The organism is Erythrobacter aureus (assembly GCF_003355455.1).
Classification (GTDB): domain Bacteria; phylum Pseudomonadota; class Alphaproteobacteria; order Sphingomonadales; family Sphingomonadaceae; genus Qipengyuania; species Qipengyuania aurea.
Genome location: NZ_CP031357.1, coordinates 782,898 through 800,972, shown reverse-complemented (window position 1 = coordinate 800,972; position 18,075 = coordinate 782,898). Strand labels below are relative to the sequence as shown.

General features: G+C 62.2%; 13 protein-coding genes and 1 pseudogene. 9 read left to right on the top strand and 5 right to left on the bottom strand.

Annotated features, from left to right (window positions below; translation table 11 throughout):
• Positions 1-73: 73 nt before the first annotated feature.
• The 9 genes and pseudogenes from DVR09_RS03965 (at position 74) to DVR09_RS03930 (ending at position 10,170) form a co-directional block, all read left to right on the top strand.
• Entirely contained in the window at positions 74-778 is a 705-nt protein-coding gene (locus DVR09_RS03965; RefSeq protein ID WP_115415783.1) for an NAD(P)-dependent oxidoreductase, read from the top strand.
• A gap of 46 nt (positions 779-824) precedes the next feature.
• On the top strand, positions 825-977 hold the full coding sequence (locus DVR09_RS17080; protein WP_162814839.1) for a hypothetical protein: 153 nt from the start codon (positions 825-827) through the stop codon (positions 975-977).
• 163 nt (positions 978-1,140) lie between these two features.
• Positions 1,141-1,371 (top strand): hypothetical protein, encoded by a 231-nt coding sequence (locus DVR09_RS03960; RefSeq protein WP_162814838.1) that lies wholly within the window; start codon positions 1,141-1,143, stop codon positions 1,369-1,371.
• A gap of 113 nt (positions 1,372-1,484) precedes the next feature.
• Entirely contained in the window at positions 1,485-2,714 is a 1,230-nt protein-coding gene (locus DVR09_RS03955) for a TolC family protein (protein ID WP_115415781.1), read from the top strand.
• Positions 2,711-4,219, top strand: coding sequence for an efflux RND transporter periplasmic adaptor subunit (locus DVR09_RS03950; RefSeq protein WP_115415780.1), 1,509 nt, complete (start codon positions 2,711-2,713; stop codon positions 4,217-4,219). Before DVR09_RS03955 ends, DVR09_RS03950 begins: the two co-directional genes overlap by 4 nt.
• Positions 4,216-7,421, top strand: a pseudogene (locus DVR09_RS03945) (efflux RND transporter permease subunit). The gene DVR09_RS03950 and the pseudogene DVR09_RS03945 overlap by 4 nt, the downstream one beginning before the upstream one ends.
• Before the next feature lie 64 nt (positions 7,422-7,485).
• Positions 7,486-7,872, top strand: coding sequence for an EMC3/TMCO1 family protein (locus DVR09_RS03940; RefSeq protein WP_115415779.1), 387 nt, complete (start codon positions 7,486-7,488; stop codon positions 7,870-7,872).
• Between the two features lie 317 nt (positions 7,873-8,189).
• Positions 8,190-8,603, top strand: coding sequence for a copper-binding protein (locus DVR09_RS03935; RefSeq protein WP_174223718.1), 414 nt, complete (start codon positions 8,190-8,192; stop codon positions 8,601-8,603).
• 52 nt (positions 8,604-8,655) lie between these two features.
• A complete protein-coding gene (locus tag DVR09_RS03930) occupies positions 8,656-10,170 on the top strand; it encodes a multicopper oxidase family protein (protein WP_115415778.1) in 1,515 nt (504 codons plus the stop codon).
• Positions 10,171-10,329: 159 nt separating this feature from the next.
• Here DVR09_RS03930 and DVR09_RS03925 read toward each other — a convergent pair whose 3' ends face one another.
• From DVR09_RS03925 to DVR09_RS03905, 5 genes are all read right to left on the bottom strand, one after another.
• Positions 10,330-11,292, bottom strand: a complete 963-nt coding sequence (locus DVR09_RS03925) for a cation diffusion facilitator family transporter (protein ID WP_115415777.1) — start codon at positions 11,290-11,292, stop codon at positions 10,330-10,332.
• 160 nt (positions 11,293-11,452) lie between these two features.
• Positions 11,453-12,082, bottom strand: coding sequence for a cation efflux transmembrane domain-containing protein (locus DVR09_RS03920; protein ID WP_115415776.1), 630 nt, complete (start codon positions 12,080-12,082; stop codon positions 11,453-11,455).
• Between the two features lie 238 nt (positions 12,083-12,320).
• Entirely contained in the window at positions 12,321-15,584 is a 3,264-nt protein-coding gene (locus DVR09_RS03915) for an efflux RND transporter permease subunit (RefSeq protein ID WP_162814991.1), read from the bottom strand.
• Between the two features lie 46 nt (positions 15,585-15,630).
• Positions 15,631-16,779, bottom strand: coding sequence for an efflux RND transporter periplasmic adaptor subunit (locus DVR09_RS03910; protein ID WP_115415774.1), 1,149 nt, complete (start codon positions 16,777-16,779; stop codon positions 15,631-15,633).
• Between the two features lie 11 nt (positions 16,780-16,790).
• Positions 16,791-18,044, bottom strand: coding sequence for a TolC family protein (locus tag DVR09_RS03905; protein WP_115415773.1), 1,254 nt, complete (start codon positions 18,042-18,044; stop codon positions 16,791-16,793).
• Positions 18,045-18,075 lie beyond the last annotated feature (31 nt).

Sequence of the window (18,075 nt, the reverse complement as noted above, 5' to 3'; positions counted from 1 at the left end):
AGCATCCACGCACATCCGCCTCGATCGCGCGCTGCCGATCGCAGGACGGAGCAGAGACAAGGGCAGTAAGCCAGTGAGCGATACATCCCCCATTGCCGTCTTCGGAGCCGGAGGAAAAACCGGGAGCGAAATCCTGCGTCAGGCAATCCGCCGCGACGTGGCGGTGCGGGCATTCGAACACTCCTTGCCCCCGCCATCGGATCGGATCGAAGGCGTCGAATACATCGAATGCGATGTCCTGAACGGTGGATTCGCCGATAATCTTGAAGGATGCCGCGCGATCATTTCTGCGCTCGGGGTCGCGTTAAGCCCCTCGACAGCCATCCACCCGCCTCCGCTCTATACAGAGGGAACGCGAAAGCTAATTCTTGCGATGCGGGAAACATCGATCCGCCGCATCGTGGTAACCTCGGCGGCTTTCGTAGAGCCGCAGCCCAGCATTCCGGCGTGGTTCGAACTCATGGCAAGGCCCGCGCTTCACAATATCCTCCAAGAAATGCGAGCGATGGAAAAGACGCTGGAGCGCGAGACCGACCTCGACTGGACCGCAGCCCGTCCTGGATGGCTCCTGGACGCACCCTTTACCGGCGAAGCTATCATCTCCGACGAGCGGCTGGCCGAAGGCTGTTTGCGATGCCGTCATGCCGACTTGGCGGCCAGCCTTCTCGAATTCGTCTGCGAAAACACGTGGGTGCAGGCCAAGCCGGCGATCGGACGGCCGGAAGAAAACCGGTTCGAAGACATGACCGCGTTGAAAACCGAACTCGGCATCGCCTGACCGAATACATGCGCCGATTTGGCGGCAAGGAGCGTAAGGACACGACATGGTTCTGGAAAAGATCGAGACGCCGGGACTTTCCCAACTGTCCTGTCTGATCGGCTGGCAAGGCAAGGGGTTGGGAAAGCTCGATATCTATCTCGGCCCCATGGGCGCTTGGCAAGCGGCGTCAGAGGCTGCCGCGGACCAGCAGGGATAAGCACACTTTGGCCGAGCCGACCGCCCCTGCACGATATGTCCGAATGCTACGCACCTTTGCACTCGTCTTGATTGCTTGCGGCCTATTCGTTCAATCGATCGCCCATGCATCGGCAATTCCGCAAGATTCCACGGCGGTGGGGGGCGATTGCACCGAGATGCGCATGGCGGCCGAACCCTCGCCCGCGCACGACAGCGACGGGCCTCCGTGCGAGAATATGCGGATCGAGTGCCTCGTAACTCACGGCTGCATTTCTCCGTTGGCCCTCGTCGATGATGCAATGGCGCCCCGAGACCGCCTGACAGTTCTATCCCTGTTCGCCGACATTACCGGCTTTCCCCTGGCAAGCACCGCGCGCGTCCCCGAAACCCCGCCTCCGCAAGCACGGGCGTAGCGCTCGTGCGGGAGTAATTCTGCACGCCCACACCGGACGAACGGCCCGCGCATTTCGCGCCGCCTGCAGGGTCCGACCGCGCGCTTGGCGCGCCTCTTTGCGGAATGAGAATCATGAAACGAGTATGGTGGACCGCGCTTCCGGTCCTGTTGGCCTTAGCGTCGGCAAGTAATGCCCAATCGGTGGCCTACGACGACGCTCTGAGAGCGGCGGTCAGCGACCAACCACGGATCCGGGCGAGCGAATTACGGCTCGATGCCCGGCGGGACGTAGCCGATGCAGCCGACGAATTGCCCGATCCAAAGCTGCGGGCCGGGCTACGCAACCTGCCGGCGACCGGTCCCGATCTCCTCGACCCGACAATGATGACGGCTTTCGAAATCGGCGTCGATCAGGAGATACCGAACCTGACCGAACGCCGCGCGCGCGCAGGATTGGCTGCGGCCGACATCGAGCGGGCCTCCGCCGAGCTTTCCTATGCGCGCAATGCCGCACGGCTGGGCGCAGGGCGCGCGTGGATATCTCTTGCCTATGCCCAACAGGCGGAAGAAATCGCCAGCGACGCTCTCCACGAGATCGAGCGCCTGGTGCCCCTTGCGCGAAGTTCGGTGGCCGCTGGCACAGCCAGACCCGGCGAAAGCCTGGAGGTCCGCCGCGCGGTACTCGAAGTGGAAGACAGGCGAACACAAATCCGGGCCGACATGCAGACGGCGCAGGCCCGGCTTGCCCGCTATATCGCCGTGGAGGACGCGCTGGCCGTTGGCCCACCCCCTTCGCCCGAGGTCAATCCCGAGCAATTGAGCGCGACGCTGGAGTACACCCCGGAAATCGTGCTCGCGGAAACTGAGATCAGGCAGGCCGAAGCGGGTGTCGACCTGGCACGATCCGATCTGCGACCGGACTTCAGCGTCGGTGCCAGCTACGGCATCCGCGAACGCCAATATGGCGATCTGTTCTCCGTCATGGGCACGGTTACCCTGCCACTGTTCGCCAAGCGCCGACAGCAACCCAGGATAGAGGCTGCCCGCGCGCAAGCCGCCGCTGCCGGCGAAGCCAGACTGGACATGCTGCGCACGCTCGAAGCGCAGTTTGGGGCGGATGTTGCGTCATGGCGCAGCGCCTATCGGCAATGGCAACGCGCCACCGACGAGTTGCTGCCGCTGGCCGAAAGCCGGGCCGAGCTCGAACGAGCGAGTTTTGCCGCAGGCCGCGCAGACCTGCTCGACGTGATCGGAGCGATCAAGACACTGGCAGTGCTGCGCATCGAGATTCTCGCGCGCGAGCAAGCCACCGTCGAAGCCGCAGCCAATCTAAGACTGACCTACAGGGAGCATGGCCAATGAGAGCCGCAACACAAGCCGCGTGGGACAGGCTGTCGCCGCGTCAGAAGTCATGGACGACGGCGGCCACTGTCGCCCTGATCAGTCTCGCAGCCGGATATGGTCTGTCACAGCTCGGCAGCAGCGGCAGTCAACCGAACGAGAACGTCGGTGGGCCGGACAGCGAATGCGAGGACGTGCTGTACTGGTACGATCCGATGGTTCCAGGACAGCAGTTCGACAAGCCAGGCAAGTCACCCTTCATGGATATGGAATTGTTGCCCAAATGTGCGGGCGAGGAGGTGTCGGCCGGCGTGAAGATTAATCCCGGCATGGTGCAGAATTTCGGGATTCGCACGACACAGGCCGAATACGGCATTCTCGAACCCGAAGTGACCGTAACCGGGGTGCTGGCCTACAACGGGCGCGACGTTGCGATCGTCCAGCCGCGCGCAGGGGGCTATGTCGAGCGAACCTATGGCCATGCGCCGGACGACGTGGTCGGACGCGGTGCGCCCCTCGTTGACATCCTCGTACCCGAATGGGGCGGCGCCCAGCAGGAATATCTCGCCGTGCTGCGCAGCGGCGACGAGGAACTGGCCCGCGCCATGCGCGAACGGATGCGTCTGCTCGGCATGTCCTCCGGGCTTATTGCGTCGGTGGGGCGTAGTGGGCGGCCACACTCGACGATCACGGTTACGGCGCCGATCGGAGGGGCGATCACATCGCTCGCCGTGCGCCCGGGGATGAGTGTGACATCGGGCCAGACTCTGGCGGAAATCACCGGCTTCTCTCCGATCTGGCTCGAAGCTGCAGTGCCCGAGACACAAGCTGCGAATGTCCGTGTCGGACAGCCCGTCAACGCGACCCTGACCGCATTTCCCGAAGAACGGTTCGCGGGACGGATCATCGCCATTCTTCCCAGCGCGCAGGATGCAAGCCGAACAATCACCGTCCGCGCCGAGCTGTCCAATCCATCGGGACGGCTCAAGCCGGGCATGTTCGCGCAGGTTTCCCTGACCCCGGATACTCGCCGGGCGCTGCTGGTTCCTTCCGAAGCGGTAATCCGGACCGGGCGGCGAACCATCGTAATGGTCAACCAGGACGAGAACGGCTTCATGCCTGCCGAGGTTCGTATCGGACGCGAAGCAGGCGGCAGGACAGAGGTTCTGGCCGGTCTCGCTGCCGGCGAAAAAGTCGTCACCTCCGGCCAGTTCCTGCTCGATTCCGAAGCCAGCCTGACCGGTCTCGATGTCCGCCCGATCGATCAGGCAAGCGACGCGGCCAAAGAGAACAACGAGGAATCGCGCTTCAGCGCGACGGGCACCATCGAGAAGATTGCCGATGGCACGGTGACCCTGCGGCACAGCGCCGTACCACGGCTCGATTGGCCCGCGATGACGATGACCTTCCGTCTCAAGGTCCCGGCCCAGATACGCGGGTTCAAGAAGGGTGACAGGGTACATTTCACCTTCGTTCAGCAAGATGCGGGCCCCCGGATCGAGACCATCCGGGGGAGCGGACAATGATTGCCAGAATCATCGATGCCTCGATCGCAAATCGGTTCTTCATCGTGCTCGCGGCCATCGCCGTGACCCTGGCCGGTTTTTGGGCCGTTCGCACAACACCGGTCGACGCGCTGCCCGATCTTTCCGATGTCCAGGTCGTGGTCCGCTCCAACTATCCGGGGCAGGCGCCACGCATCATCGAGGACCAGGTCACCTATCCGCTGGCGACGACCATGCTGTCGGTCCCGGGCGCGAAAACCGTGCGCGGATACTCGATGTTCGGTGACAGCTACGTCTACATCATCTTCGAAGACGGCACCGATCTTTACTGGGCGCGCTCGCGCGTTCTGGAATATCTGAACCAAGTGCAGAACCGTCTGCCCGAAGGGGTCACAAGCACGCTTGGACCCGATGCGACAGGTGTCGGGTGGGTTTACGAATATGCTCTGGTCGATCGGACCGGCGGGCACGATCTGGCTGGACTTCGCAGCCTGCAGGACTGGTTCCTGCGCTATGAACTCAAAACCATTCCGGGTATCGCGGAGGTCGCCAGCGTCGGCGGGATGGTCAAGCAGTATCAGATTGTGCTCGAGCCCTTCCGGATGGCGTCGTTCGGCGTCACCCATGCCGAAATCGTCAGTGCGATCCAGTCGGCAAACCAGGAATCCGGCGGCTCCATCGTCGAGATGGGAGAAGCCGAATATATGGTCCGCGCATCGGGCTATCTCGGCAGTCTGGACGACTTCCGGGCCATCCCCTTGCGGGCAACGGCCGGCGGCGTTCCGGTGACTCTGGGCGATGTGGCGACGATCCAGATCGGTCCAGAACTGCGTCGCGGTATCGCCGAACTCAATGGCGATGGCGAAGTCGCCGGCGGCATCATCATTCTGCGTCAAGGTGCGGATGCGCGAAGCGCGATCCGGGCAGTCGAACAGAAGCTCGACGAATTGCAGGCCAGCCTGCCCGAGGGCGTCGAGATCGTCACGACCTACGATCGCTCGCAACTGATCGACGCCTCGGTGGAAAACCTCACCTACAAGCTGATCGAGGAATTCATCGTGGTGGCCTTGGTGTGCGCGCTATTCCTCTGGCACGCACGGTCGGCCCTGGTCGTCATCATTACCCTGCCTCTGGGGGTGCTCGCGGCTTTCATCGTGATGCGCTTTCAGGGGGTCAATGCGAATATCATGTCGCTGGGGGGAATCGCGATCGCTATCGGTGCGATGGTCGATGCCGCCGTCGTTATGATCGAGAACGCCCACAAGCATCTCGAACGGTGGGAACACGAGAATCCAGATGCCGTTCTCGCGACACGGGAGCGGTGGCGGATCATCGCCGACGCCTCGAAGGAGGTCGGCCCTGCGCTGTTCTTCAGCCTGCTGATCATCACCCTGTCCTTTCTGCCGGTCTTTACCCTGCAGGCGCAGGAAGGGCGCCTCTTCGCCCCGCTCGCCTTCACCAAGACCTATGCCATGGCGGCGGCGGCCATTCTCTCGGTTACATTGGTACCGGTGATGATGGGGTGGCTGATCCGTGGAAAGATTCCATCCGAGGATTCCAACTTCCTCAATCGCTGGCTGACGAAGATATATCGCCCCGGGCTCGACTGGGTCATGCGACGGCCCAAGGCGACCTTGGCGATTGCCGGTCTCATTTTTCTTACCACGGCTATTCCCTTCACTCGGCTGGGCGGGGAGTTCCTGCCACCCCTCGACGAGGGTGACCTGCTCTACATGCCGAGCGCGCTGCCCGCTCTGTCTCCCGGCGAAGCATCGGAGCTGCTGCAACGTACCGATCGCCTCATCAAGTCGGTCCCGGAGGTTGAAACCGTGTTCGGCAAGGCGGGACGCGCCGATACGGCGACCGACCCGGCACCGCTGACCATGTTCGAGACCACGATCCGCTTCAAACCGCGCGATCAATGGCGCGAGGGGATGACTCCGGACAAGCTCGTCGAGGAGTTGGACCGGGTGGTCAAAGTGCCCGGACTCGCCAATGTATGGGTCCCGCCGATCCGCAATCGCATCGACATGCTGGCCACCGGGATCAAGAGCCCGATCGGGATCAAGGTCTCCGGCGAGGACCTCGAGGAAATCGAGCGCGTCGCGCTCGAGATCGAAGGGATCGCCAAGGCGGTTCCCGGGGTGAGTTCGGCACTTGCGGAACGGCTCTCCGGCGGCCGCTATGTCGATGTGGACATCGATCGGGCGGCAGCCGCCCGATACGGGCTTAACATCGCCGACATTCAGCAGATCGTCGCCGGCGCAGTCGGCGGCACCAACATCGCCCGAACAGTCGAAGGCCTGGCGCGTTATCCGATCAATGTGCGCTATCCACGCGAGATCCGCGACAGTGTGGACAAGCTGAGGGCGCTGCCGCTGCTTACGCCTTCGGGACAACAGATCACGCTCGGCACCGTGGCGCGTGTCGGCGTCAGCGATGGCCCTCCGATGCTGAAGAGCGAGCAAGGGCGGCTTACCGGCTACATCTATGTCGATGTTCGAGGGCGCGATCTGGCCTCAGTGGTCACCGACCTTCAGGAAACCGTCTCCGCTGGTGTCGATTTGCCTGCTGGCGTCAGCCTTTCCTATGCGGGGCAGTTCGAATATCTCACCCGCGCCTATGAACGGCTTCAAGTCGTGGTGCCGGCCACATTGGTGATCATTTTCCTGTTGCTCTATCTGATCTTCAGGCGGGTGGATGAAGCCTTGCTTATCATGGGCACCTTGCCGTTCGCACTTTCCGGCGGTTACTGGCTGCTTTATCTCATGGGCTACAACCAGTCGGTGGCGACCGCCGTCGGGTTCATCGCACTCGCCGGTGTATCTGCGGAATTCGGCGTGGTGATGCTGATCTATTTGAAAGCAGCGCTCGAGCGGCGCGGCGGGGAACTCACTGCCGAACAGGTCGACCAGAGCATCCGCGAAGGTGCGCTGTTGCGGGTCCGGCCCAAAGCAATGACCGTCGCCGTAATCTTGGCCGGCCTGTTCCCGATCCTGATAGGCACGGGCGCAGGTTCGGAAGTGATGAGCCGGATTGCCGCCCCGATGATCGGCGGAATGATCACGGCCCTCTGTTATCCATGTTCCTGCTTCCCGCGGCCTATCTGCTGTTGCGCCGCCCCGTCAGGCCAATCGATATGATAGTGCGGATGAGCCGGCAAATGCAGAACACCCCACCCCATGATCCCCTCATCGACGAAAAACCGAATTTTGAGGGGTAGGCCCTGCCCGTGCGTATTGGGAATGACTGGGTCAGTCCGGTCCGGATCGAAAAGGAAAGACGATATGAAAAAGTTTCTTCTGGTAGCCTCCGCGTTGGCTGCAGTCGTCGCAGCTCCCGCGATCGCACAGGAAACACAACATCAGCACGACAGCGGACAGAAGTCTGGCATGCAGATGGAACACGATGGCGGGATGCAGCAGAACCAGCAGGCCATGCAGGAGATGCAAGATCTCAGGCAGCGCGCGAAAGCGGCAACCGACCCGGCAGAGCGCCAACGATTGATGGCCGAGCACCGCAAGAAGATGAAAGAGCAGATGGCGCAGATGATGTCGGGTGAAAACGCCGAGATGATGAAGCAGTGCCATCAGCATATGGCGATGATGCAAGAGATGATGGCGCAGATGGCGGATAACCCGGCCATGGCCGAGGACGGCAAGACGCAACAATAGGCGCCCCTTCATCAATGGCGGCTTGTCCCACACCCAAGCATCCGGACGATTGCACTACGCAGTCCCCCTGAATCGTCCGGATGCAACCCCGGCCTTCGTCATTTCTAATCCGATGACGAAGGCCGGCAATCTGCCTCAGCGGAGCAAAGCCCAAATGACCTGCCGGGGCGGAGCCCGTGGCAATCAACGGCACGGAGGCAGGAACAATCGAAGGCATCGTGCCGCCGCTCGCTCCGGCCCATAGCTCCGCTCCGGGAAGCTCATATTTGTCACGGCACCCGGTTTTGAACGCCGAGACACCCTTAAGGAGACATCGAATGCGTGTAGCAACCTATCTTGGCCTGCTGGCTGCCCCATTTGCGCTCGCTGCATGCGACAGCGCCCAGGAAACGCCGGAGGCGGCACAGACGATGATGGACGATTCCATGCCCGACGGCGATGGAATGCCCATGTCAGGCGACATGCCTATGTCAGACGACACGCCCATGATGGAGGATACCGATGCGATGCACGATGCTCGCGCCGAAGGCACGGTAACCGCGATCGATCCCGAAGCGGGTACGATCACCATCAAGCATGGCCCGATCCCCGCGATCGACTGGCCCGCCATGACGATGAGCTTCGAAGCCGACAAACAATTGCGCGACCAGGTCGGCGTGGGCGATGCAGTGGCCTTCGAATTCACCACTGGTCCGCAAGGCAGCAGTATCACCTCCATTGCCCCGAAATAAGGTGACGGGAGAGAACCGGAGGCCAATACTCTAGCGAGGGAGCGGTACGAGGATGAACGGCAAGGAAAAGCCATTCCTTATCGATCGGCGCAAGCTGGTCGGGGGTCTCGGCCTTGCGGCGTTCGGATCGACCGCTCTCCCGCTTGCCGGTTGCCAGGTGCGCAGCGCAGCGATGCTCGACGGTTCGGACGAGCGCAATCCGCTCGCTGTTCCACCCTTGAACAGGGGTCTGATCGAGCAGGGTGTGCGAACCTTCCGCCTGTCCGTGACTGCGGGTGAGAAGGAATTTGTCCCGGGCACAGCTTCGCAAACGATCGGTATTGAGGCCCCCTACTTGGGGCCGACGCTGGACATGCGCCGCGGTGAGCGCGTGCGCTTTCACATCGACAACCAACTGAGCGAAGATGTCACCGTCCACTGGCACGGCTTCGAACTTCCTGCCGCCGCCGATGGGGGGCCTCATCAAGTGATCCGGCCCGGCAAGCGCTGGAGCCCATCATATGAAGTGCGCCAGCGCGCCTCGCTCTACTGGTGCCATTCGCACCTGCATGGCCGGTCTGGACCGCAGGTCTATGCGGGCCTCGCCGCGCCGATCTACGTCCGCGACGATGAAGAAGAACGCCTCGGTCTGCCGAGCGAATATGGTGTCGACGACATTCCCCTGATCGTACAGGACCGTGTCATCGACGGTTCGGGCCGGATAATCTATCCGCTGAACATGCGCACCCGGATGATGGGTGTTAAGGGCGATGCCCTCTATGTCAACGGCACCCGGAACGCGCTGTTCGAAGCACGCACCGGACAAGTCCGGTTGCGCATTCTCAACGGATCGAATGCCCGGTTTTACACCTTCTCGCTCGAAGGCAACCGGTCGATGCAACTGGTCGCGAGCGATGGCGGATTGCTGGCATCTGCGCATTCCGTTCGTTCAGTCATCCTCGCCCCTGGAGAACGCGCGCAGGTTGTCATCGATCTTTCCGATGGACGCCCGCTGCGGCTGTTGGCCCACAGACCGGGTAACACCATGGGCATGATGGGCGGTCGCGGTCGAGGCATGATGGGCAGCCGGGAAACCCGTGGCGGCGATGTAGTCCCCATTCTCGACATAAGGCCGACAGGCTCTTTTGCCGCCGCGCAATTGCCTGCGGACCTAGTGTCGCTGCCCCCGCCCGATCCGTCGCTTGCCGCCCTGACGCGGCGTTTTGTGCTTGCTATGGGCATGATGGGACGAGGCATGTCGATTAACGGCGCGACCATGGACATGAATGTCGTCAATACACGTGTTCCCGTAGGACAATGGGAGATATGGGAGATCGTGAACGCCTCGATGATGGCACACCCCTTCCACATCCATAACGTGCAATTCCGGGTGCTCGATCGCGATGGCAAAGCGCCTCCACCGATGGAAACCGGCTTCAAGGACACGGTGATCGTCCATTCACGCGAACAGGTGCGCCTGCTGCTCCGCTTTGAGGAGCACACCGATCCCGATCTTCCCTATATGTATCACTGCCATATTCTCGAGCACGAGGATGCGGGCATGATGGGGCAGTTCGTGGTCATCTGATATTGGAACCGGGAACTCTGCCACATCTCGATGCCGCGCCATGAGCGCTCACGCATTATCGCCAGCAACCAGCAAAATGCCGTAACGATTTGTCGATCATCGATCCGCATGGTCTGCGGGGCCGGTTTCTTGCTAAAGGTTGAGCAGTCGAAACCGTCCCTATTGGTCACTTTGATCGTCATGATCGGTGCGCCCGCCCGCCGGGTGATGGTCGGCCACCAACGCATTTTCGCAGTCGCGCGCGAGACACGCTTCGAACGTGGCATGCGCGATGCCGAAACGCTGCGTGAGACGGGCGCGGAGCGATAGCTTCAACTCCTCGAAGGCAGCGAGCGAATCAAACGACGGGACGATATGCGTTTCGAGGGCGCGATGATGTTCGCCCAGGTTCCAGATATGAACGTGATGGACGCTCTCGACACCCTGCTGACCTTCGAGAAACTCGACGATGCGGTCGAACTCCAACTCATCCGGCACTGCGCCCATCAACAATCGTACGGTCCGGGGAAGGAGCGTGATGCCCTGCCAGATGACGTAACCCGCAATGATGAGCGTTATCACCAGATCGGCGAGGTAGAGATCGTACAGGATAATGAGAACCCCGGCGACGATCACGCCTACCGATGCCAGGGCGTCCGAGACATTGTGCAGGAAAGCGGCTTTCATGTTTATGCTTTCATGCGCGCCGCGATAGACGATGAAGGCGGTGACAAGGTCGATGACGAGAGCCACGCCGGCAACCGCGATCACCGTCCAACCTTCGACCGGCTGCGGATCGGCAAACCGGTTGATCGCCTCGACTATCAGATAGAATCCGATGATGAGCAGGGTCGTCAGGTTTATGAGCGCTGCGACCACCTCGCCCTGCGCATAACCAAATGTCATGAGCTTGTCGGCGGGACGCCGACCTATCCGCCGCGCGAACCAGGCTAGTCCGAGTGAAGCCGCATCGCTGAAATTGTGCAATGCGTCGGCGATGAGCGCCAGCGAGCCGGAGACAATACCGCCGATGATCTGGGCCAATGTCAGAAGGACATTGATCGCTACTGCGAGAACCAGCTGACGGTCGCTGAGCTGTTCTTCTCCATGACTGTGCCCTGAGTGCCCACCCGACTGCACCATCAATGCACTCCCCTATTCGTGTTACCGCTTCGATAACCGCACAATTCGCGACCGCACGACTGCTCGCGAGCCAATCCGGGGCTGTCCCCTTGGCCTGCAAGCACGACCGGGGTCAGAACCCGAGGACATCTTCCCGGTCGCATATCTCTGTGGAACGCCATTATTCGCGTTTCTTGCCATGCACCGTCCCGCGCTCGTCATGGCCATCCATGTGAGCATCGCGCAAGATGTCGATCCCCCCATAGATCGCGATTCCGGCCACCGCGATGCCAACGACGAGATCCGGCCAGTTAGCCCCCGTCAGCATCACAATGACAGCGGCGATGATGATTCCACCATTGGAAATGAAATCGTTGAAACTGAAGGTCGTGGCCGCGCGCAGGTTCACATCCTTGCCTTCCATGTTCTGCAACAGGCGGAGACAGACCAGATTGACCACCGCCGCGACAGCCGCCATCGCCAACATCATCATGCCGGCGGGATCGGACCCGTCCACGAAACGCCTGATGGCATCGATGATGACGCCTGCCGCAAAGACCAGCAGCATGATTCCGGAAAAGCGCGCGGCCCCCCGCTTCCATCGGCGCGGACGGGCGAGCGCCAGTAGACTGAGAGCGTAGACGAGCGCATCGGAAGAATTGTCGAGGCCGTTCGCGAGCAGCGCGTTGGAATCGGCAAGATAGCCGACCGCGAAGAATCCGATGGCAATGGCGAGATTGAGCCACAGAACCACCCAGAGTGTCCTGCGCCTTTTCGCCGTATCCAGCCTGAATTCCCCTTCGCCGCTCATGAAGGCGCCTTTGCGATCCTCACGCCTTTTCCTGCCGCATAACGCGGTGAGGGCGTAAGAATTTCCTCGTCGGTCCGAAACCGGGAACGATTGAGCTGGTTCACTCCGTCCTTCCAATCCACCGCGATGCGATCAAAGGAAGACAGGCGGGTGGAGTGGCCGCTGTGCACGGCCACTCCTCCGAAACGTATCCTTCGGTCACCCATGTGGTGCATGAGCTGCCCAAATAGGAGCGCTGTCAAATTATGTCTCCCAACTCACGCTGCTCGTCGCGTGTGGCGTTACGGCGCAGGCGGTCCCACCATCTTTGGCGCCAACTCTGCCCGTCGTCCGAACGGTTGAGGATCAGCCGTGCGATTGCGGGCAGGACGAACAGTGTGAGCGCTGTCGCCGTAATCAAGCCGCCGATCACGACGGTTGCCAGCGGTCTTTGCACTTCCGCCCCGGTGCCGGTGGCGATCGCCATCGGTACGAAGCCGAGCGACGCGACGAGCGCGGTCATCAGCACCGGTCGCAACCGGGCCAAGGCACCATCCACAACCGCTTCGCTGAGTTCGACCCCTTTCTCCAGGCGCTGGCGGATCGCGGTGACCATCACCAGTCCATTGAGTGTCGCCACTCCCGAAAGCGCGATGAAGCCCACGGCCGCCGAAACGGAAAACGGCATGCCACGCAGCGCCAGGGCAAACACACCGCCCGCAAGACCCATCGGAATTGCGGTAAAGACGGCGAGCGCGGGTACCCATCCGCCGAGCGCCATGTAGAGCAACAGCAGGATCACCGCGAAGGCCAGCGGCACCACCAGGGCAAGCCGTCCCTGGGCGGCCTGGAGGTTCTGGTACTGCCCGCCCCATTCGATAAACGAGGCTGCGGGCAGTTCGACCCGATCACGCACTCCTTCCTGAGCTTCCTCGACGAAGGTGCCAAGATCGCGTTCGCGCACATTGGCCGAGACGATCACGAGGCGGCGGCCCTGTTCACGGCGCACTTCGGCAAGCCCGTCGACCACTTGGAACTGGGCGACAGTTCGCAGAGGCACGGTCGCTCCATTGGGCAGCAATATCGGCAGCGTTCCGAGTTGGTCGAAGTCATCGCGTGTCGCATCGGCGAGGCGCACCATCACGTCGAATCTGCGATCACCCTCGAAGACGAGACCCGCCGGCCGACCGCCCAGTGCTATGGCAACCGACTGGGCCACATCCTGCACGGTCAGGCCGTATCGGGCGATCGTCGGCCGATCGAAGACGATGTCGAGCGTCGGGAAGCCGGTCACCTGCTGGACCTTGACGTCGGCGGCACCCTCGATGTCCCGCAGGACACCTGCCACCTCGTTGGCTGTCGAGGTCATGGCGGCGAGATCGTCGCCATAAATCTTGACTGCGACATCACCGCGTACGCCGGCGATCAGCTCGTTGAAGCGCAGTTCGATCGGTTGGCTGAATTCGTAGAGATTGCCGACCAGACCATTGAGGGCACTTTCCATTTCGGAAACGAGCTCATCCTTCGGCAGGTCCGGATCGGGCCATTCCTCGCGTGGCTTCAGAATGACGTAGGCATCGGATGCGTTGGGCGGCATCGGATCGCTCGCAACCTCCGCCGTGCCGGTACGCGAGAACACCAGCGCGACCTGCGGGAACTGCTCGAGCCGGTCTTCCACCTGGCGTTGCATGGCGAGCGACCGCTCGAGCGACGTGGACGGAATCCTGAGCGACTGGATGGCTATGTCGCGTTCGTCGAGCTGCGGAGTAAACTCGCTACCCAGCAGGGTGAAAACGAAAGCTGCCAGAACGAACAGTCCAGCCCCGCCAGCGATCACTGGCCAAGGCCGGGCAATCGTTTTTCTCAGCAGCGGGCCATAGCGTTCCTTCGCCAGGCGGATCGGCTTGACCTCCTTTTCAGTCATCTTCTTGTTTAACAACACGGCGATCATGGCGGGAACAAAGGTCAGCGACAGGACGAAAGCCGAAGCGAGCGCAAGCATGACCGTGATCGCCATCGGCGAGAAAGTCTTGCCCTCCACGCCGGAGAACGTCAGCAGAGGGGCATAGACCAGCAGGATGATCGCCTGTCCGTAAACGGTCGGTTTGATCATTTCCTGCGCGGCAAGCCGTGTTTCGGCCAAGCGCTCGCCGAGCGTGAGCAAGCGTCCCTCGTGATGCTGTCGCGCGGCGAGCCTAGCGACGCTGTTTTCAACGATGATCACAGCACCATCGACGATCAGGCCGAAGTCGAGCGCCCCCAGGCTCATCAGATTGCCCGAGACGCCGAGGCGGTTCATTCCGATTGCCGCCATCAACATCGAGACCGGGATTACCAGCGCCGCGATGATCGCGGCACGGATGTTGCCGAGCAGGAGGAACAGCACCGCAATGACCAGAAGAGCACCCTCGACGAGGTTCTTCTCGACCGTCGCAATGGTCGCATCGACCAGCGAGGAACGGTTGTACACGATCTCGGCGGCGACGCCCTCCGGAAGCGAGGATCGAACTTCTTGAAGCCTTTCCGCGGCTCCAGCGGAAACCGTGCGGCTGTTTTCCCCGGCTCGCATGAGAACCGTCCCGACCACGGCTTCCTCGCCATTCAGCGATGCAGCGCCGGTTCTCAGATCGCCCCCGATGGCGACCGTCGCGACATCGCTGATCCGGATCGGAACGCCTTCACGAGTTGCGACGACGGCGTTTTCGATATCTTCGATACTGCCAAGCCGCGCATCGACGCGGGCGAGCAGCGCTTCACCGGACCGTTCGACAAAATTAGCGCCTTCGGCCAGATTGGCCGCTTCCAGCGCCTGAATCAACGCGTCGAAAGACAGACCATATCCGGTCAACCGCGCGGGATCGGGCTGAACCAGGTATTGCTTTTCGAATCCCCCGATGGAGTCCACCCCCGCAACGCCATCGACCGATCGCATGAGCGGTGCGACCACCCAGTCCTGCACTGTGCGAAGATAGGCGGCCTTGGCAACATCGCTGCCCAGACGATCGCCGCGTTCAGTGACGAAGCTGCCGTCCCGTTGCCAACCGGTTGCCCCACCGACGGGTGCGCCTTTTCCGCCCGGATATTCATACTCGATGGTATACATGAGTACTTCGCCGAGGCCGGTGGAAATCGGCCCCATGACCGGTTCCGCACCTTCGGGAAGCGAGGCGGTGATGGGTGCCAGCCGTTCATTCACCTGCTGGCGCGCGAAATAGATGTCGGTACCCTCCTCGAAGATGGCGGTGACCTGGCTGAAGCCGTTGCGCGAAATCGAACGGGTCATTTCGAGACCGTCGATACCGGCCAGGCCCGTTTCGACCGGATACGTCACCTGGGTCTCCACCTGCGACGGCGAAAGAGCCGGGGCCTCGGTATTGATTTGTACCTGGACGTTCGTGATGTCGGGAACGGCATCGATCGGCAGGCGCAAAAGGTTGAGCGCGCCCCAGATGGAGATCCCGACCGTCAGGACGATCATCACCCAGCGGAAACGGACCGCTACATCGAGGATCATGCCAATCAGGCCATGACCGTGCTTCTCTTCGAGGTGCTGGCCCTCGGATGGATTATCAGTGACCATGTTCGGCGCTCTCTTTCTCGAGCTCGGCTTTGAGCAGGAAGGCGTTCGCAGTGGCGATCCGCCACTTGGCTTCGAGACCGGATTCGATGACGACCTGGCCGCCTGACCGAGTGCCGGTTACAACGGGTCGCGCCTGAAATCCGCGACGGGTCCGCACGAAAACCATGTCCTGACCATCGATGGTCTGCACCGCGTCTTCGGGAACCGAAATCCGCGTTTGGTCGACCTCACCCGAAGGCCGGATACGCGCCTGAAGGAAAGCGCCGGGCTGCAATCCGGGTATCGGCCGGGACAGCGCAAGAACCGCCGTGGCGCTGCGACTTTCCATATCCAGTGAGGGCGTCACCGACCGGACGCGGGCGCTGACCTCATCGTCGTTGCCTATTTCCAGAGTGGCTTGGTCGCCGGGAGCGATACGGGTGGCATCGACGGCAGGTAGAGCAACCTCGACCTGCATCGCATCGGGATCGACAACGCGGTAAAGTTCCTCGCCGGAGGCGACGAACGCGCCCAAGATGATCGGCGCGGCCGTGATCCGCCCTGCAAGCGGGCTGGTCACCGCAAGCGATCTCCCATCCCCGCTGACGCCGGCAGCGGCAACGGCGGCCTGCGCGCGCGACAATTCGGATTGGGCGACCTGCAGATTGGCCCTTGCCGCTTCCAGATCCTGGCGCGCGGTCACGCTCGCCTCGAACAGGCGGCGCTCCCGCTCGTAGGCCGCCGATAGTTCATTCACCCGTGCCCGGGCCGCGTTGAGCTGGGATGCCAGCGCTGCGGCATCCGCGCTTTCGATGCGCGCAACGGTTTCTCCTGCGCGAACATAGTCGCCCAGTGTCTTGTTCACGCTCCGCACGACGCCCGCCGCGCGCGCATCGATCCTCGCACTCCCAGTCGGGCTCGCGGCAATCGTCGCCGGAAAAACCAGCTCGACGGCAGAGCCCCGGCCAACGGCCTCGACCGAAATTTTTGCTGCACGGATCTGTTGCTCATCGAGCAGGACGAGCCCTTCGGGCAGGTCGGCCTCGCTCGCTGTTTCGACCGGTTCGGTTTCTTGAGCGCCATCGGGCCAGAAGAGCGACAGGATAACGGCGGACAGTATGATTGCCCCGGCGATGATCGCCAGTGTTTTGCGGTTCATGATTGTTTTCCTCATTGTGCTGCCAGCCGGATGAGTGCGGCGGCAGCCTGGCCCCGTTCTTCCTGCGCAGCGATCAGCGCTTCACGGATGGCATCGCGCGCCTCGGCAGCACTGAGCACCTCGATCAGGGGGAAGCGGCCGTTGCGGTACCCGATACGGACAAGCCGCAGCGCCTCTTCGGCCTGCGGGAGCGACGTGGCGGAAAGCGTTTCGACGCGCATCTCTGCAGCAAGGAACTGGGCACGCGCACGCGTCACCGCCTGCTCGAAATCTGCCAGTGCCACCGCCTCACGCGCGGATGCGGCCCTGAATTCGGCCTCTGCGGCAGCGATGTTACCCTGGTTGCGGTTGCTGAATGGAAGAGGGATCGACACACCGACAAGGAAAGCGTTGTCTTTGCTTTCCGCGAAGCGGCGAACGCCCGCCGAAACGACCGGGTCAGGCAACCGCAGGCTACGCTCGCGGGCAATTTCGGCTGCTGCCACCCGGCTTTCCGCGCGCGCGGCCTTCAGCGCAAGGCCATCCGTCGCGGCGAGAAGACGGGCGGGCGGGTCGATTACCGGGAAACTGGCAGGAACCGTGGGGGGACTGTTCTGTTCGCCCCACAGCGAAGCGAGCGCCGTACGCGCGGCAACGCTCGCCGCGTCCGCCGCTTCCAGCTCGGCTCTTGCTTCCGCCAGGGCAGCTTCGGCGCGAAGTGCACGCAAGGGAGGTTCGCGGCCGACCTCGACCAGCAGGCCGGCTATCCGCGCCAGTTCTTCGTTACGTGTGACGACATCGCGCGCAAGTTCGACACGCGCGGCAGCGGCTGTTGCCGCCAAGTAGCGCTCGCGCACAAGAAAGGCGAGGTCGACATCCGCGAGATCGGCACGCAGATCGGCGAGGTCTGCGCCGGCCTGCGCTGCACGGACCCTCGTCCCGCGCTTGTTTCCAAGCTCGAGACGCTGTCCGATGGAGAACGTATATTCGGTAGCGCTCAAACCCGAGAACGCTCCGCTACCTGCAATATTTTCGGCCTCGAAGGATACTTCGGGATTGGGCCGGAGCCGAGCCTGACCGACGAGAGCGCGCGCAGCGTCGGCCTGCGCCCGCGGACCAGCTATGCGCGGATTGGGCGCGGCCTGGTTAGGACCCGCAATGACATCCGCGCGACGCAAGGCATCGTCGAGCGAGAGGCGCTCACGCTCCTGCGCCGCCACGGGTGTGGCGATTGCGGCGAGGGTCAGCCCTGCAAACAGGACTCCCCGCCAATTGATGGCTGACATTTCTGGAAATTTCCTCTGCTGACGATCCGAA

Bases quoted from the DNA above. Each gene is read 5' to 3' on its own strand.
- DVR09_RS03920 (WP_115415776.1), bottom strand. From the start codon at position 12,082: ATGAGCGGCGAAGGGGAATTCAGGCTGGATACGGCGAAAAGGCGCAGG.
- DVR09_RS03955 (WP_115415781.1), top strand. From the start codon at position 1,485: ATGAAACGAGTATGGTGGACCGCGCTTCCGGTCCTGTTGGCCTTAGCG.
- DVR09_RS03940 (WP_115415779.1), top strand. From the start codon at position 7,486: ATGAAAAAGTTTCTTCTGGTAGCCTCCGCGTTGGCTGCAGTCGTCGCA.
- DVR09_RS17080 (WP_162814839.1), top strand. From the start codon at position 825: ATGGTTCTGGAAAAGATCGAGACGCCGGGACTTTCCCAACTGTCCTGT.
- DVR09_RS03935 (WP_174223718.1), top strand. From the start codon at position 8,190: ATGCGTGTAGCAACCTATCTTGGCCTGCTGGCTGCCCCATTTGCGCTC.
- DVR09_RS03905 (WP_115415773.1), bottom strand. From the start codon at position 18,044: ATGTCAGCCATCAATTGGCGGGGAGTCCTGTTTGCAGGGCTGACCCTC.
- DVR09_RS03910 (WP_115415774.1), bottom strand. From the start codon at position 16,779: ATGAACCGCAAAACACTGGCGATCATCGCCGGGGCAATCATACTGTCC.
- DVR09_RS03930 (WP_115415778.1), top strand. From the start codon at position 8,656: ATGAACGGCAAGGAAAAGCCATTCCTTATCGATCGGCGCAAGCTGGTC.
- DVR09_RS03925 (WP_115415777.1), bottom strand. From the start codon at position 11,292: ATGGTGCAGTCGGGTGGGCACTCAGGGCACAGTCATGGAGAAGAACAG.
- DVR09_RS03950 (WP_115415780.1), top strand. From the start codon at position 2,711: ATGAGAGCCGCAACACAAGCCGCGTGGGACAGGCTGTCGCCGCGTCAG.
- DVR09_RS03960 (WP_162814838.1), top strand. From the start codon at position 1,141: ATGGCGGCCGAACCCTCGCCCGCGCACGACAGCGACGGGCCTCCGTGC.